This is a genomic window from Coleofasciculus sp. E1-EBD-02 (genome assembly GCF_040218245.1).
Taxonomy (GTDB): Bacteria; Cyanobacteriota; Cyanobacteriia; order Cyanobacteriales; family Coleofasciculaceae; genus Coleofasciculus.
Window position 1 is genome coordinate 1 of record NZ_JAVJQN010000252.1, and the last position, 17,841, is coordinate 17,841.

14 protein-coding genes and 1 pseudogene are annotated in these 17,841 nt (G+C 44.5%); 7 read left to right on the forward strand and 8 right to left on the reverse strand.

The features are described from left to right. Positions 1-113 precede the first annotated feature (113 nt). Positions 114-863 (forward strand): Uma2 family endonuclease, encoded by a 750-nt coding sequence (locus RIC07_RS36665; protein ID WP_446398805.1) that lies wholly within the window; start codon positions 114-116, stop codon positions 861-863. A gap of 161 nt (positions 864-1,024) precedes the next feature. Here RIC07_RS36665 and RIC07_RS36670 read toward each other — a convergent pair. The 5 genes and pseudogenes from RIC07_RS36670 to RIC07_RS36690 form a co-directional block, all read right to left on the reverse strand. Beyond that, positions 1,025-1,237, reverse strand: a pseudogene (locus RIC07_RS36670) (IS1634 family transposase); the annotation flags it as partial. A 627-nt stretch (positions 1,238-1,864) separates the two neighbouring features. Continuing rightward, complete coding sequence (locus RIC07_RS36675) at positions 1,865-2,113, reverse strand: hypothetical protein (protein ID WP_446398806.1); 249 nt, start codon at positions 2,111-2,113, stop codon at positions 1,865-1,867. Positions 2,114-2,203: 90 nt separating this feature from the next. Beyond that, a complete protein-coding gene (locus RIC07_RS36680; protein ID WP_446398807.1) occupies positions 2,204-3,451 on the reverse strand; it encodes an aminotransferase class V-fold PLP-dependent enzyme in 1,248 nt (415 codons plus the stop codon). 54 nt (positions 3,452-3,505) lie between these two features. Continuing rightward, on the reverse strand, positions 3,506-4,969 hold the full coding sequence (locus tag RIC07_RS36685) for a CIA30 family protein (protein ID WP_446398843.1): 1,464 nt from the start codon (positions 4,967-4,969) through the stop codon (positions 3,506-3,508). 200 nt (positions 4,970-5,169) lie between these two features. Then, positions 5,170-5,757 carry a Uma2 family endonuclease gene (locus tag RIC07_RS36690; RefSeq protein WP_446398844.1) on the reverse strand — a complete coding sequence of 196 codons (588 nt, stop codon included), beginning with the start codon at positions 5,755-5,757 and terminating at the stop codon, positions 5,170-5,172. A 268-nt stretch (positions 5,758-6,025) separates the two neighbouring features. On the opposite strand from RIC07_RS36690, the gene RIC07_RS36695 reads away from it, so the two are divergent. Continuing rightward, positions 6,026-6,289 (forward strand): DUF3146 family protein, encoded by a 264-nt coding sequence (locus tag RIC07_RS36695; RefSeq protein ID WP_446364933.1) that lies wholly within the window; start codon positions 6,026-6,028, stop codon positions 6,287-6,289. 375 nt (positions 6,290-6,664) lie between these two features. Here RIC07_RS36695 and RIC07_RS36700 read toward each other — a convergent pair whose 3' ends face one another. Beyond that, a complete protein-coding gene (locus tag RIC07_RS36700) occupies positions 6,665-7,063 on the reverse strand; it encodes a pre-16S rRNA-processing nuclease YqgF (RefSeq protein ID WP_446398808.1) in 399 nt (132 codons plus the stop codon). A gap of 43 nt (positions 7,064-7,106) precedes the next feature. Beyond that, entirely contained in the window at positions 7,107-8,981 is a 1,875-nt protein-coding gene (locus RIC07_RS36705; protein ID WP_446398809.1) for a tetratricopeptide repeat protein, read from the reverse strand. 143 nt (positions 8,982-9,124) lie between these two features. Between RIC07_RS36705 and RIC07_RS36710 the strand changes: the two genes are divergently transcribed. Then, positions 9,125-9,376 (forward strand): UPF0175 family protein, encoded by a 252-nt coding sequence (locus tag RIC07_RS36710; RefSeq protein ID WP_446398810.1) that lies wholly within the window; start codon positions 9,125-9,127, stop codon positions 9,374-9,376. 524 nt (positions 9,377-9,900) lie between these two features. Further along, the gene (locus RIC07_RS36715; protein ID WP_446398811.1) at positions 9,901-10,245 is read left to right on the forward strand and encodes a hypothetical protein; all 345 of its coding nucleotides are present in this window, start codon (positions 9,901-9,903) and stop codon (positions 10,243-10,245) included. Positions 10,246-10,432: 187 nt separating this feature from the next. Here the strand turns inward: RIC07_RS36715 and RIC07_RS36720 are convergent, their stop codons facing one another. Then, complete coding sequence (locus RIC07_RS36720; protein WP_446398812.1) at positions 10,433-11,287, reverse strand: hypothetical protein; 855 nt, start codon at positions 11,285-11,287, stop codon at positions 10,433-10,435. Between the two features lie 129 nt (positions 11,288-11,416). Here RIC07_RS36720 and RIC07_RS36725 point away from each other — a divergent pair, with 129 nt between their 5' ends. The 3 genes from RIC07_RS36725 (at position 11,417) to glgB (ending at position 17,702) form a co-directional block, all read left to right on the forward strand. Continuing rightward, positions 11,417-14,380: an NACHT domain-containing protein gene (locus tag RIC07_RS36725; RefSeq protein ID WP_446398813.1), complete on the forward strand. Its 2,964-nt coding sequence runs from the start codon at positions 11,417-11,419 to the stop codon at positions 14,378-14,380. 582 nt (positions 14,381-14,962) lie between these two features. Further along, the gene (locus RIC07_RS36730; protein ID WP_446398845.1) at positions 14,963-15,214 is read left to right on the forward strand and encodes a hypothetical protein; all 252 of its coding nucleotides are present in this window, start codon (positions 14,963-14,965) and stop codon (positions 15,212-15,214) included. Between the two features lie 196 nt (positions 15,215-15,410). Continuing rightward, entirely contained in the window at positions 15,411-17,702 is a 2,292-nt protein-coding gene (glgB, locus tag RIC07_RS36735; RefSeq protein WP_446398814.1) for a 1,4-alpha-glucan branching enzyme, read from the forward strand. The last annotated feature ends 139 nt before the right edge of the window (positions 17,703-17,841 follow it).

Sequence of the window (17,841 nt, forward strand, 5' to 3'; positions counted from 1 at the left end):
GGCTGTCGAGGCGCAAGAACGGGCTGTTGCGGAACGGGAAAGAGCAGAACGATTAGCAGCACGATTGCGGGCGTTAGGGGTTGAACCTGAGGATATGGAGTAAGTGCGATATTATGGTTAATCTTCCCACTCAAACTGACCCCCCCCTTTCACCTCGGCAAACCTTACCCACGATGTATGATTTACCGAGTGATAACCCGGAGGAACCTGGATTGCCAGACGAGTTTCATTTTTTACAACCCTTATTGTTATTTCTCACGTTTCAACCTGCTAACTGGAATCCGGAGTTGGTATTTTCGGCTTGTGATTTAAATCTTTACTATGATGTGAACCATCCCCAGTGGTACAAACGTCCCGATTGGTTTGGGGTAGTGGGAATACCTCGGTTGTATGAAGGGCGAGATTTACGTTTAAGTTATGTAGTGTGGCAAGAAGTAATCAATCCTTATGTGGTGGTGGAATTATTGTCTCCCGGTACACAAGAGGAAGATTTGGGTCAAACGGTGCAAACACCTGGAAATCCACCGACAAAGTGGCAGGTTTATGAACAGATTTTGCGGATTCCATACTCAATTGTGTTTAGTCGCTATACCAATGAACTTCAGGCGTTTCAGTTAGTCGGGGGTCATTACGAACCGATGAACATGATTGATAATCGCTTATTGATGCCGGAGTTATTATTAAGTTTAGGACTATGGCAGGGGAGTTTTCGAGGAATTAACCGTCTATGGTTGCGGTGGATGACACTTGAGGGAGAGTTGATTTTAACGCCGGAAGAAGAGGCTGTTGCGGAACGGGAAAGGGCAGAACGATTAGCAGCACGATTGCGGGAGTTAGGGGTTGAACCTGATGATGTTGAGTAAGTGCGATCGCCTTTGCCACTGCGGTAAGCTGTTTGGCAACAAACGTACCCTTGCTCCTCCAACTCCCCCAACTTCCCCAGCTTTCCTTAATCTGAAGTTCCCCTTTGACAAATCGCTACACTGTATGCATATCTTGGCTTAGGGCGATTTTGCTCTTGGCTTCACTGGGTACATATCAGGCTGACGCCCAATAAATCTAAAGCCTTCCTTTGTACCGGAGTCGGTTCGGTTACCTTGTCAAAGTCGAAATTTACACCTGGGATATTAGACTGAATTCGATTGTTAACAATTGTGCCTAAATCAGCCAACAGGGTTTGAAAGCTATGCACGGGTAAATTATCGACTGTCCGCTTCTTTTGAGCTTTAGACTGAACTTCCGGAGATTTGGTGCAGACGATTTCAGCAGATGTGTGGAAGAAACGCCAAACCCCTGGTCCGATGTAGTAGGGGAAGCTGACTCGCATTTGAGCATCTCGCACGTAGCTGCGGTTAAGCCATACATCGATAAATGCCACATACTGGGAGAGGGCGCCACATTCACGACCAAATTCCAGACGTTCCCGGCGCTTCTGTACACCGTTGAGATAGTGGTGACTCAGCCGCCAAGCCTGCAAAATTGCCAGTTTTTGCTGGGGCGTGCAGTTGGGGAATTCTTCGCAAACGTCGCCACCGTAGCGATCAAACTCTCCGACGGCTTTAGTCTCTTCGTACAATTGATCCAAGGCGGCTTCGTCGGGATTGGTGTTTTTTTCAATGTCATCCGCCGTACACACACTAAACGCTGCCAGCAATTTTGGCATGAAGTCTTCGTACCAGTAAGCCACGGGCATCATCGCGCCGTCGATTTCTTCGCGATCATCTTGGAGAATCACCCGGTTCCATTGCTTCAAGTAAGCCTTGGGATCTTCCCCATTCATTGTTGGTGGCGGGGGGGTCATATCATGTCCTAATGATTGCCCATAATTGCAATGCTGTAATAACAAGGGTTTCAGGCATTTTTATTAGGGGTGTTTGACCGGACATGATATCAGTTCCCCATTCAATTCCAGTTGGCGCAACCGATTCAGTTCATTGATTGCCAGCACGCCTTCAACCACATCTCCCAAGTGAAGGTGCTTTTTCTTCATCGTGATGGCGAATTCCACCCCAGCGGCGAATTTCTCGCGAACGGTGGCAGATTTGCTGCGGGTTTCATGCATCCGCTGCGCCTCTGCGAGCATTTCTGGGGTTTTTTCAAGGTCATCTGTCAAGTTGATTCAGAAAAGTTTGTGGCGTTGTCTGAATTTAGGGACAAAAACAAATGATGCCAATCGGGAGAACCTGTTTCGGCTGCTTTTATTTCAAACGAATTGATTAACTAAGTCTGCCAGATCCTGAAGGTCTTGGTCTGAAAAAGATGCAGCGACTGGTAGATAAAGCACTTGCTCAATCAAGCGTTTTCCCTGCAGGGGATGTACAACAACAGGGAGTTGGTTTTTATCATGAGAATAATCGATACAGGTTAAACTTGTTGTCCCGCGAGTTGTATCAAATCCATTCTCTCTCAGTTGTGTCATTAGCAATTCTGGATTCGGGACGAGGATCGGAAAAACCCAGAATGAATGGTATTCTGCTTGACGACCGGAGCAAATAATTTCAGGTCTAAGCAGAGAGAGAAATCGCTGTCCATTTAACTGCCTTTGTTCAAAGTGATGGTTACTACAAGTTCTTAATCTTTCGTTTAACAGTGAGAGCATTTTACGTGGAGGTCGATATCTGATATTTGTCAAAATATCTCCCGGCGAAAATCCTCGCGTTAATGAATTAATCACTCGATCAACGTCTTGATTCAATAATTTTAGACAAGCGATGAGAGTGCCATAAATCAAAGGAATTGAGAAAAGTTTCAAGCCTAAATACTTGAGCAGGCGTTTAAAGAACCAAGTCTCACTCTTGACCGGATACTGTTGCTCGATAGATTTTATTTTCCTAGCTAGTTGTTTATCCCCAACCAGAGCTACGGCTCCCCCAAGAGCCGTGCAAGACTTAATTGCACCAAAACTAAAAAAACTGATATCGGCATCCGGATAGCCATAATACTTAGAACCTGCAAAAGCTTGAGCGCAATCTTCTATCAGAATAATATTATGTTTTCTACAGAGTTTAGCATAGGGGTCTAAATTATTAATCGTTCCAAATAAATGGGCAATAATAAACAATCGACTCCGTTCAGAAATCAGATTCTCTAGTAATTCCAGAGAAGATGCCAGTGTATCTAAGGAAATATCAACGGGAACAGGGATAAGTCCATGTCGTTTCACAATTTCAACCATATCCCGGATATTAACGGCACTCATTAAGACTTCTGAGCCTGCCGGAAGATTTAATGATTGCAACAGCAGATCCAGGGATGTCCTAACTGAGAGAGTAACGATGACCTCTTTTTCAGTTTGCCAAAATGACTGGATTTTATGGGTTTCTTTTTCTCGATCAGCAATGGTCAAAAAGGATAATAGATTTAGGATTATATCGCTGAAGCGAATATCCAGTTCGAGTCGAGGATAAACCTTTAACATCATCAATAGTTTTGAGAAAGCGTTTGTAGTCACGGCTCAAACCTGATGGCGCTGAAGCGCAACTACAAACTTATTTTTGAAAACGTGTTAGTTTAGGCTAGCAAATAAATGATGCCAATTTGGAGAACTTGTTTCGGCTTCTTTCACTTCAAACGTAACATTACAAGCTTGGGATTGTTCTAGTGCCTCAAGGCAAAGTTCAGCAATATCCTCTCGACTGACTTTTCCTCGAATATTATCGCCTTGCTCAAAGGCTAAACCTTTACCGCCTGGTTCTTCGGTTAAAGCACAGGGACGGATAATCGTATAGGGAATACCACTTTCCCGCACGGCATCCTCTCCCCGTAGCTTCCAGGTAAGAATTCCGCCTAATTGGTCATTCATTCGCACGGCTGGAGGTTCTTCTTCTAAGTTAATTCCGGGACGCCCTGGACGAGTAACGCCAGCAGAACTAATCATCATAAATTGGGGTAATGTTGCACCGTTGTATGCCTTAATTGTTTCTACCTGTAAGGAAAATGTTCCGGGTTCAAAGTGGGGATTAAGTGCGCCGTCATACTCAAACTTACTCAGCATCAATTGCACCGCGTAAATATGGCTCGGATCAAAGGGTTCGGCATTGTCTAAGGTTTTGGCACGAAATACCGGAATCAGCGCCCCAAAGGGAACCTGAACATCAATCCAGGTATCTTTTTCAGTATCAAATGAGTAGCAATAAGAAATGCCATCCCACCGTGATTCTGTTCTCAGAATAAACTTATAACGCTGTCCATCGCCTTTAACACGCAGTTCCATCCCCTCATATCCAGCTAAATTTAAAGGTGGATCAAAATTGCGGGTGCGAACGGAAACAAAACCACCGGAGTTTTTGGTAGATACAGTGCCACTGAATAATGCCGCATTATCAATCAGCCGAATTGAGCTTTCACTTACACCACCCATGACGACATCATCCACCGCTCCCCAGGTTTCTTTTACGTCATCTGAGGGATTTTTGAAATCAAAAATGAGTTGTTTTCCGGGTTCGAGATGATTAGCGGCGACTTGGACTAAATTCTTAATCCCTTGATAGTCTACAATTTCGGGACTATCGACAACTTCTGGCATATAGAATTTGATGCCTTGATAATATTTTTCCCGGTTTGGCGTATCTCCTTCTACAGGTTGCACCCGAACACCTGTGCAACAAATAACGGCGGAGATACCGTCCATCATGGCAGGGGTTAAGGTTTCGGGGATAGTGATATCAGCTTCAAACAGTTCCACCTCATCTCCCAGCATTTCCCGCCCTCGCTGAGTATCTCTGACTAAAGCGCGTACCGGATAATCCCGTTCCATCAGACGCCGCACGACTCGCTTCCCGACGCCACCCGTTGCACCAGCTACCAGTATCTTACCCAATCGTTTTCCTCCACTTTGGTTTGGTTTGTGATGTTGTGTATTACCTGAAAATAAGCGTTTTAAACAGCTAATAAAAGGGATAACCTCAAAGTAAGCTAATGTTTTGACAAATCGACCAGCATCCCATTGGGAGCGATTATTCTCAGTCATCATCCCCTCCTGTACTATTTATTTTTTTCAGTGTACCGAATTTGGCAACGGGGATGAATCCGCTATAGCGGATCGTCTTGCGGTGCAACCTAGATTAGGTTTAGGGGGATACCAATATCATTGTCGGGGCGGGTTTAGGAATTCAATGTGGCTGATTGAATCCGGCGCACGCCATGCGCCCCTACAATTTCTGGATCTACTTACGATTCAATCACTGGCGGTAATAGCTCAGAAACTGTAATCGTACAACTGGGAAATTGCAACGGCGAAACACTCGCATCTTCTGCCAGAATTACTTCACTTTGATAACCGTCTGGAGTGGGTTGACGAAAAACGTGCAGTTGTCGATGTTTAAGATCAAGTACCCAATAGTCAGCAATTCCGGATTGGGCATAATCCCTCGCTTTTATTTGACAATCGATTTGCAGGCTAGTATCTGCTACTTCGATAATCAGATAAATATCGGATGCTAAGGGATGATGGTCAGCATAGTCTAGGGGATCAACTCTGACGATAGCAACATCGGGTTCGGGTTCCGAGCGATCATTTAATTGAATCGGAAGTTGTTTCTGGATCAGCACTTGCTCTGTCAAACGGTGACTAAATACCCGATCCGTGCGTCTAATTGACGCCGCATGAGGACTTCCTTGGGGACTCATTTTTTTAATAATCTGTCCTGCAATTAATTCAACCGATTCATCGGGCTGCAAAATGCCCACTTCAGCCATTCGATGGTACTCTTCAATAGTCCACAAGCGCAGTTTGACGGGGGGTTGAGTTTTCGGCATAACTTTTATTGCTGAGATTGACCCATGGTTATCAATAATTTGAGGATTCATCGTTTATTGTACTCACTTCTCTCCCAGCCAGCCATATCGTTTACTGTGCCTTGATGGATACTTGGTATTGAGCTTCTCGAAATACTCATCGGTCACGGTTTCAGTTCCAGAGTTGACAATCACGGATTTTCCGGTAGTTTAGTATAAAATGCTCGAATCTGGACTTGTGCGCCCTAAGCTGCATCCAGAATAATGTTTAAGCTGAATAGATTTAGCTGTGAGTTCTAAGAATTTACCGGAAACCACTGCCTACGTTCGGATTACCCAGCACTCTTGGCAACGGGGCAAAATCGAGGGAGAAGTTCAAGCGGCTGCTTATGAGTGGCAGTTTCAATGGCGTTTCCGTCAAGGTCAGTTAGTCGTCAGACCTGCTTTGGGACGTGCTTTAATTCAAGAACCACTGGGTCGATTTTTAGAACGTTGCGATTACCAGTTGGAACCAGGAGGAGATTATGCGTTTACTATTCGGGCGGAATTATAGCGCTACGCGCTCGGCAATGGGCAATGGGCAACACCTCGACTTCGCTCGGTGTGTCATAGGCAATAGTGAAGACAAAAGCTTACCTGACAAGGGATTGAGCGTATTTGAATTTTTCTTTTATGTCCTAACCTTAGTGCGTAGTGCTATATAAACGTTTTAGGCTTGAAACCATTGCCCATTGCCCATTGCCTATTCCCTCTCCCCACCACAAGACTTATTCAGTAGCCCCTCACTATTATCATTTCTGAACTCGCCCAGATGTGACTAAACCCGCCCTGACCTAATTTTTAGGTCTGAGTTTGTAGGGGCGGGTTTAGGGACTTTGGTATCGCTATTGATGATAACGTTTGTTCAAAACCCGCCCTGACCCAATTTTTAGGTCTGAGTTTGTAAATAACGCTCAATCAGTAAGATAGCAACAATATCATCAATCGGTCGAGGTGGCTGGCGCATCCCTTGGGGAATCAGGCGTTGGAGTCCTTTGGGGGGATACATTTGCCAATAGCGATCGCGGGCTTCTAGGGTACTATAGCGTTCATCGACTAAGACAATGGGAACCGTGGCGGAAATGGCTTCACGAATTTTCCCTTGCCATTGCTTCGAGGTGGTTTGGTTCCCCATGACAATTGTCTCAATGGAAAACTGCTGAGATAACTTTTTAATGGTTGCGATCGCCTGATCGGATGGTATCACTTGATGATAGGAAATCTCTTGGTCTTTGCCTTTCACGGCTAAACCACATTTATCTCGTCCTGGGTCAAACCCTAATATCATAATTAGTCATTGGTCATTTGTCATTTGTCATTTGTCTGTCCTATCACATTGAGGTTCGATATTTTTCCAATAATTCTGGCAGGTAATCATACCCATCTACCCCAATTAAAGGAATAATTTTTGACCGTTGCTGCTGGAGGATTTCTTGGAATATTTTTCCTCCCAATTGCCCTTGCAAAATCGTCAGTAATCCCACGGCTTTGCGCCAGTCTTCCGTACCAATCTGCTCCAATAAATATCCGCCCAAGCTGCCTGTATAAATCGTTTTAATCCAGTTTTGTAACTGATAGTAGGCTTGCGCTAGATAGGCTAAGTTGAGTCCCTGCAAATACAAATCTCCAGAAAATTGTGCGGCTTGCCACCCTTGTTCTAAATAGGTAATCGCCTCTTGGGGTTGTTGCATAACCACATAAGCAATCCCTAAACTACATAAACACAGGGCTTGACTTTGGCGATCGCCTAATCGTTCTAATAATTGCCGCCCTTGTTCCAGGAAAGTAATGGCGCTTTCGTAGACATCAGGATCAAGGGCTTGCTGTTGGGCTTGAAAGACTTCACTATAGCCTAAATTCGCTAAGGCGTTGGCTTCGCCTAATTTATCCCCGGCTTGCCGTGCTAAGATTAATGCCCGTTGGCTATAATTAATCGCCTCGGCATAATTTTTCTGTGCCACACAGATTCGGCTTAAATGATTGTAATTAGCAATCTCACACACGCGATCGCTCGCTGAACGGGCAATCTCTAAAGCTTGCTCATGGAATTGGATCGCCCGATTATATCGACCTTGCGCCCGTTGGGAATAGCCTAATAACGTAAGAATTCGCGCTTTCTCTTCGGTTCCCTCGACGCGCCGCAAGGGTTCATCCAGGTAATCCATCGCATTCCGCAGATAATTCCCACTTAAGGAGGCAAAAACACCGCCATATAAAGGAAAATACTCCCGTTGGGCAAACGTGCGGAGAATTTGCAACGTCGCCTGAAAACAACTATCGATCAAGCGTTCTCGTTGGGGAACCGTTGCTTGATTTAAGGCAAGGGCAAGTTGTGACCAAATTACCGCAAATACGATAAAGGTGGAAATCGAGAGTCTCGCCCCCATTTTGGAGTTATAGACTCGTTGATCAAACCACTTAACTAACCGACGTTGTAACCATTGCAGAACAACGGTTAATTCTACCCAAGCATCCAGTTCTAAGGTTGGCTGTTGGCGAATCCATGCATCGAGAGGTTGATTATACGCCAGCGCTTGGAACAATGACTTAGGTAGAGGACGATTCACCTTTTTTGCCCAGAGTCCCCAAGGTCCTCGTTGTTCAGCGAGTTCCTCAAATCCCAAGGAACCCTGACTTTGCTCATAAATCCAGCTAACTAAATCATTTTCCAAGTTTCCCCAAGCGGCTAACCCCCCAGTAATTCCTTTGGCTAACTGTTCAAGTTCCTTAGCACGTTCGGAGTCGGAACTGGTGGATGCTTCTTGCTGAAGGGTTTTAGCTAATTGAGCCAACTGAGATAGATTCAGGACAGGTTCTCGATTCGGATCGATCGCCCGTAGCCAAGCGCTCAACCGTTCACTCTGATCAGCTTGGGTAATTCCTTGGGTAGCCGTTGCGATCGCCGCAGACACCTGATTTTCCTGCTGTACTCGTTCCCATTCACTACTAATCATATTCAGCGCCCTCTGCGCCCGTATCGCTTTAGCCTGTTTGAGTTCACTCGCCGGATTATCGATTTCCTCCTGAGTGCTGCTATGACGTTCATCCAGACAGCGTTCAAACATTTCCCCGGTTCCACTACTGACACCTGACGCCAGCGTTTGGTAAACCTGTCGCTTGGAGCGGATTTTTCCTTTCAGCGTCGCGGCGACAATTTCATCAATCAGTTGAAAACAGCGATCGCGTAACGGTAAAGAGTCTGTCATCGTGTTTTGTTCTCAAAACTTACGTTAATATCCTAGACTTGGGCTAACCTATGTTAATATGCATCCCTCAAATCAAAGCGTTGTGTAGAAGCTAGAATTGAGCCACAGCCTACCTCACACGTCTTTTCACCACAGAGACAACCATGCGTACCCTGTCCCTCCCCTATCCCGACGACTTACTCATTACATCTGGTAAATCACCCCAAGCCTTAGAAGCTGAACTGATCTTCTTGCTCACCGTTAAACTGTTCGAGTTACGTCGGCTATCTCTGGGCAAAGCTGCTGACTTTTGCAACATGAACAAACTGCAATTTATGTACGAACTTGGACGATTGCAAGTCCCAGTAATCAACCTGGACGATGACCAAATTGCCGACGAATTACGGGATGACTAACGCCGCAATCATCGCTGATAGCAGTCCGCTTATTTCCCTAGCCATCATTATATCCGAGCCAGCCTTATTGAGGCGGTACTACACGATGTTGGATAAATTTTATAGATACACTTTTAGAAGGATTAAAAGCCATTGAGGAGTTTAGTTGGAGTTTAGGATAAACGGCTCTTCCATATCTGTTATGCTAAAGTATAATTAACGAATAGATTGAATATCTAAATTCCAAGAGAGTGAGGTTCAGTTGAAATTGCTAATCCATCCGAAAATATTAGCCAGAAAAACTTAAAACATATCAGCAAGCATTTGCCAGACTTCCAAGTTCATGAACCCTCTATAACTCTTGATGATGTTCTCCAAATTGGTCAGCAAATTGCGAGTTGTCCAGAAAACTTAATTGGCAATCCGGGAGGCAGACAAATTTTTGAGCAATATGTAAATTTAGGAGGACAGCAAATTAGAGTTCGAGTTGTTCTCAATTCTTTAGGTCGGTTACGTTCTGTACATATTAGGGATAGGTAAAAACGATGAAAATTGAATGGAAACTCGATGAAGAAGGCGGCATCGATCCCATAGATCCAGTGGGCGATATTTCGATTAGCGATGGCGAGAGAACAATTCAAGAAGAATCGACTTATTTAGATTCTTGGTTTGATGCCTTGATTGCAGTAGGTAAAGCAATAAAATCAGGAAATAATTTGGCTGTTGAGATAGCAGAAGAACCCTATAATTTGAAGCTTGAATTAGTGTCGTCAGGAGCTGAAATCTCCTATAAAAACAAAACAATTTTAGTAAATAAAGTCGATGAATTTATTGAAGTTATCAGGCAATCAGCAACAGGTTTTGTCTTGAAACTAAACAACAGGCAATAAATAGAATCTGCCAAGAACTCAAGTTCTTGGCTAAAAGCTAAAACCCGTTAAAACGGGTTCATAAGTAGCCAGCTAAAGGAAGCTTTAGCTTTGACGCATAAATTTATTTCCTGGCTATATAAGTCAGCGACATTCCACCGAAACTACTGTGAAGTAGGCAAGAGCAACGGACGATAATATAAGTGCATTAACGGGGACCCGCTTCAATCGCAGAATTAGCAATGTTGACCATTATCGCTTCGGCTTGATTGACATCTGTACCCATCCCTTTTAAGGCAATTCGATAATGGGTATCTTGCCACACCCATTCAATCACCGCTGGCGTACAAATACTCTGACATCGACTTGGTGTAAAGTATCCCCAGATTCCATTGGTGAGGGGAATTTTTTTAATGAATCCATCGTCAGGAGAATACTGTGAATTCACTGGCGTGGCGCTAAATGCACCTACAGTACAATCAGGCATTCCATTGCAGTTTTGCTTTAAGTTTAAGGCAATACTATAGGTATTGGGTGACCTAAAACTATTCACATAAATCCGCTGTTTAAACTCCGGCATTTGGCTAGGTAATAAAATTAAGGTATCGGTTTGTTGCTGGAGTTGCGGTAAGACAGGGGTGAATAGATTCGCTACCGGAGGTTGTTCGGAGGGTGTATTCGGATTAGCGCGATCGCGATTAATTAACCGTCGCGCCGTCTGACGAGGAATCCCATAGCTAGCCAGGGTGCTGGGAGTAAATGGAGTTTGAGTTGACGCGATCGCGTGCCATTGATTATTCTGATTAAACACAACCGTCTCTCCAGCCACATTGTCCCAAAACCAGTGCGCGATCGCATAATTTTCAACAACTGTAATTTGAGTAACTTCTGGAGACAACCGAAACCCATTACCCCTTTCCCATAAATCCAGGAGTACAACTTTCCGAATCACTCCCGTATCATCTGCTACAGCAGGAGTTGCTTCTGTCAATATTGTCAGCACCGGATAACTAGCCAATAGAATCAGGCTGGCGATGTACCCAAATCCAAAACTAACCTTCATAATTCCCTGTCATAAAAAGATTTGTAGTTGCGCTTGTAGTTGCGCTTGTAGTTGCGCTTTAGCGCCGATCAAACTCACGCATCTACTAATATAGAACTATTCCTATCATAACTCCCATAGCATACAACCATGGAGCCAAACTTAACCCTAATTGCCAGAGGACTCTCTCCACTTCTCGCACCCGTTAGTCGTCAGGTAGGAAAGCATCTCATTGGTGAAGAAATCCTAGAACGCCGGAAACTCAATGAAACAGCCTTACAACCCATTCTCCAAAAAGCCGCTGAGACAGTATCAGAACGAATCCAATGTTATGAACCCGCAGAGATTGACCAAATTTGCTTGTTTCTGGAATCTCCACCCGCCGAAACCATCGTCCGTCAAATTTACGCCGCCAAACTTTCAGATAATCCGCAAACTAATTTTGAACTGATCCGTCAGGAATGGTTAGCCGCCTTCTCCCACTATACCAACATCCCAGAATCTGAACTACAAGACGCAGCAAATCCTATTTTAGATGACCTGATTGAGGGATGTGAAGAAGCGCTACAAATCGCCATTGATCAGGGTAGACTCTCCGCGCATGAGGCAAAATCAGCATTCCGTTATCAAATCGTGCGGGATGAACTGGCGACAATTCAAAAAATGCTTAACCTATTGACAGCGCCACAAAAACCCGATATTAAAGCAATTCTTGAATTTGAGGAAAACTATCGTCAGCAAGTTGGTGAACGCCACAAATATATTATTCCTCCCGACTTCGATAAGGCACAGAAACTACCCATCAATCGCCTATATGTTTGTCCCAACTTTATCCCAACCCCCACCAAACAAACCAATCAACCAGAATCCCTAAAAATTACAGTCTTTCTCGCTAGCATTTACCGCGTTGTCCTGCTGGGAAATCCGGGTGGCGGTAAATCCACCTTTACCCAAAAAATTGCCCATGTTTTGGCAACCTGTTATTCAGAACGCCCCTTTGCGGGTAGACAAGTTACACCAATCCTGGTTATCCTGCGGGATTATGGCGCAAAGAAAAAACAACTCAACTGCTCCATCGTACAATATATCGAAACAAAGGCGAATTCTGATTATCAAACACCGCCACCGTCTGGAGCCTTTGACTATTTACTATTGACGGGTCGAGTTGTAGTTATTTTTGATGGATTAGACGAACTGCTGGATACTAGCTATCGCCGGGAAATTAGCAGCGATATTGAATTATTTTGTAATCTTTATCCCTCAGTACCTGTGCTAGTGACATCCAGAGAAGTGGGTTATGATCAAGCACCTCTTGATCCAGAAAAATTTGAGGTTTTTCGGCTGGCTCCCTTTGATGAAAATCAAGTCAGAGAATATGTCAAAACATGGTTTAAGGTCAACGAGGAACCCGAACAAAAGGGAGAAGCCTTTCTCAACGAGAGCCAATTTGTCTCCGATTTGCGTTCTAACCCGCTGATGTTGGCGTTGATGTGTAATCTCTATCGGCGCGAAGGTTACATTCCCAGAAATCGCCCGAAGGTGTATGAAAAATGTGCTGAGATGTTATTTGAGAAGTGGGATCAACATCGAGATATTCCGGTTGAGTTTAGCTTTGAGGATAATATTCGACCAGCGATTGCATATCTGGCGTATTGGCTTTACGCGGATGAAGGTTTACAGGGAGGCGTAACCGAACGCCAGCTTATTGCTAAACTCTCTGAGTATTTGTTAGAACGTCGTTTTGATAACCGTGATCAAGCAGAAAGGGCGGCGCGTGAGTTTATCCAATTCTGTCGGGGACGGGCATGGGTATTTACGGGAATAGGAACAACGGCAGATGGAGAGGAACTTTATCAATTTAATCATCGTACTTTTCTCGAATATTTTACCGCGCTCTATTTGTTTAGAACTCAGGAGACAGCTAAAGAATTAGCCGAGTTTCTTTTGCCCAAGATTTCTAAGAGAGAATGGGATGTTGTCGCACAATTGGTTTTTCAAATAAAAAGCAAGGAATCGGAAGATGCTGGCGATAAATTACTCACCACTGTCCTTTATGCTGTTCGTGAGGCTGAAGCAGAGGAAGTATTAGAATTACTATATTTTGCAGCACGATGTTTAGAGTTTATGGTTCCTAGTCCAAAGGTGACTCGGAAGATTACTACAGCTTGTATTGAATGCTTACTAGATTGGGGAATTAAACAGATAAATTTAGATGATTATACAAACGGAATTAGCATAAGCTATATAGGCTTTGGAGAGACTCTATTGCTTCTCAATACTGCAACTGAAAATCGTGAAACTATTGCAGATAATTTAGGAAGATTACTGATTGAAAGATTCAAGAGCAGTAGTGAACGTGAAGCCATTGTGGTTTTTGCAATCAGCTCCCATGTTTGGAAAAGTGTTTTTCCGAAAATAGTCGAGGCGTGTTCTGAGTGTATAGAGGTACTTTATACCAAATATTTTTGTCCTTGTTATTTAGCTTGGCAACAAGGAAAAGTGTCTCTTGAAACCTTGATTAATTGGCATGGTGCAAATAGCATTTTTATAGATAGCAGTTTGTGTGATCCAATTTTTGATCTAGTTCCAGATTACTGGAGTTCTGTTGCTGCATATTTAATTCATTCCGTGAATAATTACTGGAACTTGTCTGACGAAACAACAGAGATTGAAAACCAGGTAGATGACTTAATAGAAATAGGTAAAATTTTGCTTGCGTCTTCACCACCTTGGATTAGTGGCGAGCAATACGACACAGAAATATTATTGCAAATTAATCATTTTTATGGAATTTCTTTGCAGAAGTATCAAAATCAAAGTCCAGATACCATATTCGGAGTCTTTGCCTTATTGTCTACAACATTAGAATTGGCTCAAAGAGCGTACCAAAATTACGTTCCTTCTTCTATTGCTCATCTTCCAGAAAATGATTGGTATTTCTTGGGTGGTATCCGCTGGGTATTAATTGCACGATTTCAGCCAGTAGGCGACGATAAAGTACAAGCCGAAATGGATCAATGTGGCTTCTCACCTGAACAACAAGACATTATTTGGCGGTGGATACGACAAGAAATCAATCTTGTCGCAAATACCACAGACGAAGAGATTTGTTAAATTCTCACGGTGTCTAGCAATTCAGCTTATAAGATTTGTGTATTCTTTGTCCTCACAAATCAGCTAGTCTAAATTCCTTGTCCTTTCAGATTGTAGAGACGTTTCATGCAACGTCTCTACACTGTTTTTGGGGTTTACCAAAAAGCTTTAATATAGGGCGACCCGAATAAATTGAGTGGATTTGAGTTGTTCATTGATGTAAGCGGGTCGCCCCTACATGCCCAATTTGATGCAAGCATTGATTTAAAATTAAACCCTGAACTAAAGTTCGGGCTAAAAGCTAAAACCCGTTAAAACGGGTTCAAAGATACCTGCTGAGGAGTTCAAACTCCGGGCAATTTAGTTCAAGTCTATTAAAATGGACTAAAATTATTATTCAGTCAGCTTTAGCTGACTTGAGCTTTTGGTTCCTTGGGTTTGAACCCAAGGCTGTTTAACTTTGGTTCCTTAGATTTGAACCCAAGGCGGTTTAACGCGAGTGGATTGCTCAAAACAGATATAGTATGTTAGGTCTGTACTGAAAACTATTTTTAGCTTAAAAGCGTGGAAAAGGGTATATTTTTTAGTATCTGTCTGGGATTAATGGGTTGGGTGGCTCAACCGACTTTGGCGTTACCTCCCCCAGATGATCTCCCCGAAGAGGTGTTGAGAACCGAGATAATCACCGAAGCGCGATCGCCTATCGATGGGGAACCCCTTACCGCCGCCGAATACGCCCAACTTAAAGCTGAATTAGCCCAGCGAGGAACGACTCCGGAACTCGCTCCTGAGATCCGGCACAATGTTTTTCTGCTGCAACTGCTTGATCTGTGGCGGACAGTCACACCGTTTTAGCCGAAGCAAAAAACGCCGGAAGCCTCACCCTGTCCTCAAGGATAGCGCTGGATACATTACCCAATCGACAGGCTATAATCCGTTGTTATACCCCAATTTCCCCCAAATGTGTAGAAAAAATCAAAAAAGTATATAAATATTAAGATTATTTAACACCCATTTTTCATTCACTGAAGTAGATACCTTGAATTTTCCCATGATTGCCCCTGAACAGATTGACCGAATTGTCTGGAATCAACATCACGACCCCTTTGAGATACTGGGTCCACACCGATTAGAACAGGATGGAAAGACCACCTGGGCAGTGCGGGTGTATTTCCCCAATGCTGACGCTGTGTGGGTTGTGCTACCAGAACAACGCCAAGACTATCCGATGCAATCAGTGCATCATCCTCACTTTTTTGAATGCCAGATTGATATCGAAGAACTGGCAAACTACCAGTTACGCCTCAAAGAAGGCGAACACGAGCGGGTGATCTACGATCCTTATGCCTTCCGTTCGCCCCGCTTAACCGACTTGGATCGGCATCTATTTGCCGAAGGGAATCATCATCGCATCTACGAAAAACTAGGAGCCCATCCCACGGAAATAGATGGAGTTCAGGGTGTCTACTTTGCAGTTTGGGCTCCGAATGCTCGCAACGCTTCGGTTTTAGGGGATTTTAACCACTGGGATGGGCGCAAGCACCAAATGCGGAAGGGTGACACGGGAATTTGGGAACTGTTTATCCCCGAAGTGGCAGTTGGCGACCATTACAAGTATGAAATCAAAAACTATGATGGGCATATTTACGAAAAATCTGACCCTTATGGTTTCCGCCAAGAAATCCGCCCCAAAACCGCCTCGATTGTTGCCGATCTTGATACCTACACCTGGAATGATCAGAACTGGATGGAGCAGCGCCGTCATACCGATACGCTGACTCAGCCAATTTCTATCTATGAAATGCATTTAGGCTCGTGGCTGCATGGTTCTTCAGGCGAACCCGCCATCGGTGCGGATGGCAAGCCTGAACCCGTGGTTATGGTGTCTGATCTCAAACCGGGAGCGCGATTTCTCACCTATCGGGAATTGGCGGATCGCTTAATTCCTTATGTTAAAGATTTGGGTTTTACCCATATTGAGTTACTCCCCGTCGCCGAACATCCCTTTGATGGTTCGTGGGGGTATCAGGTAACCGGATACTTCGCCTGCACCTCTCGCTATGGCACACCTGACGATTTCATGTATTTTGTGGATCAGTGTCACCAGAACGGGATTGGCGTGATTGTGGACTGGGTACCGGGTCATTTTCCCAAAGATGGTCACGGTTTAGCCTTCTTTGATGGCACTCACCTGTATGAACATGCTGACCCCCGCAAGGGTGAACATAAAGAGTGGGGAACCTTAGTTTTCAACTATAACCGCAACGAAGTCCGTAACTTCCTGGTATCCAACGCCCTGTTCTGGTTTGACAAATACCACATCGATGGAATTCGCGTGGATGCTGTCGCCTCGATGCTGTACCTGGACTATTGTCGTCAACCGGGAGAATGGGTGACGAACCAGTATGGGGGAAGGGAGAACATTGAAGCCGCCGATTTCCTGCGACAGGCGAATCATGTAATCTTTAGCTATTTTCCTGGTATCCTCTCCATTGCCGAAGAGTCAACGGATTGGCCCATGGTGTCTTGGCCCACCTACGTTGGCGGATTAGGCTTTAATTTGAAGTGGAACATGGGGTGGATGCACGACATGCTGGATTATTTCCACATGGACCCTTGGTTCCGCCAGTTCCACCAGAATAATATTACCTTCAGTATGTGGTATCACCATGCTGAAAACTATATGCTGGCGTTGTCTCACGATGAGATTGTGCATGGTAAGAGTAATATGCTGGGCAAAATGCCTGGGGATGAGTGGCAAAAGTTTGCCAATGTCCGTTGCTTATTTACCTATATGTTCACTCATCCCGGCAAGAAAACCCTGTTTATGAGCATGGAGTTCGGTCAGTGGAGTGAGTGGAATGTCTGGGGCGATTTAGAATGGCAGTTACTGCAATACGAACCCCATCAGCAGTTGAAGCTGTTTATGGCTGACCTGAATCAGCTCTATCGACGAGAATCTGCTCTCTATACCCAAGATTATGCTGAAGCTGGGTTTGAATGGATTGATTGTAGTGACAATCGCCATAGCGTGGTGGCATTTATCCGCCGTGCTAAGGATTCTGAAGAGTTTGTTATCACGGTTTGCAATTTCACACCTCAGCCCCATAGCCATTATCGGATCGGGGTTCCAGAAATGGGCTTCTACACGGAACTGTTTAACAGTGATGCTCGCGAGTATGGTGGGAGTAATATGGGGAATTTGGGCGGTAAGTGGACGGATGAATGGTGGTTCCACAATCAACCCTATTCTCTGGACTTGTGCTTACCTCCCCTGGGTGTGTTGATTCTCAAGCTCAATCGGGAGAAGACAGTCGCCGCCCTGGGATCAGAGCAGTCTTGATTAGACCGAAAAATTGGGTTCAGGCTCCTGGTTAGTTGAAAGTCTCCCGTCGGGTTGATGACGGGAGATTGGTTGCACCATAACCAGGTTGCCCAAGGGAATCTAACCGAATAGAGGAAATCATTGGTTACAATGGTCG

Coding starts and splice junctions, on each gene's coding strand:
- RIC07_RS36665 (WP_446398805.1), top strand. CDS start 114: ATGGTTAATCTTCCCACTCAAACTGACCCCCCCCTTTCACCTCGGCAA.
- RIC07_RS36685 (WP_446398843.1), bottom strand. CDS start 4,969: ATGACTGAGAATAATCGCTCCCAATGGGATGCTGGTCGATTTGTCAAA.
- RIC07_RS36690 (WP_446398844.1), bottom strand. CDS start 5,757: ATGCCGAAAACTCAACCCCCCGTCAAACTGCGCTTGTGGACTATTGAA.
- RIC07_RS36700 (WP_446398808.1), bottom strand. CDS start 7,063: ATGATATTAGGGTTTGACCCAGGACGAGATAAATGTGGTTTAGCCGTG.
- RIC07_RS36705 (WP_446398809.1), bottom strand. CDS start 8,981: ATGACAGACTCTTTACCGTTACGCGATCGCTGTTTTCAACTGATTGAT.
- RIC07_RS36710 (WP_446398810.1), top strand. CDS start 9,125: ATGCGTACCCTGTCCCTCCCCTATCCCGACGACTTACTCATTACATCT.
- RIC07_RS36715 (WP_446398811.1), top strand. CDS start 9,901: ATGAAAATTGAATGGAAACTCGATGAAGAAGGCGGCATCGATCCCATA.
- RIC07_RS36720 (WP_446398812.1), bottom strand. CDS start 11,287: ATGAAGGTTAGTTTTGGATTTGGGTACATCGCCAGCCTGATTCTATTG.
- RIC07_RS36725 (WP_446398813.1), top strand. CDS start 11,417: ATGGAGCCAAACTTAACCCTAATTGCCAGAGGACTCTCTCCACTTCTC.
- RIC07_RS36730 (WP_446398845.1), top strand. CDS start 14,963: ATGGGTTGGGTGGCTCAACCGACTTTGGCGTTACCTCCCCCAGATGAT.
- glgB (WP_446398814.1), top strand. CDS start 15,411: ATGATTGCCCCTGAACAGATTGACCGAATTGTCTGGAATCAACATCAC.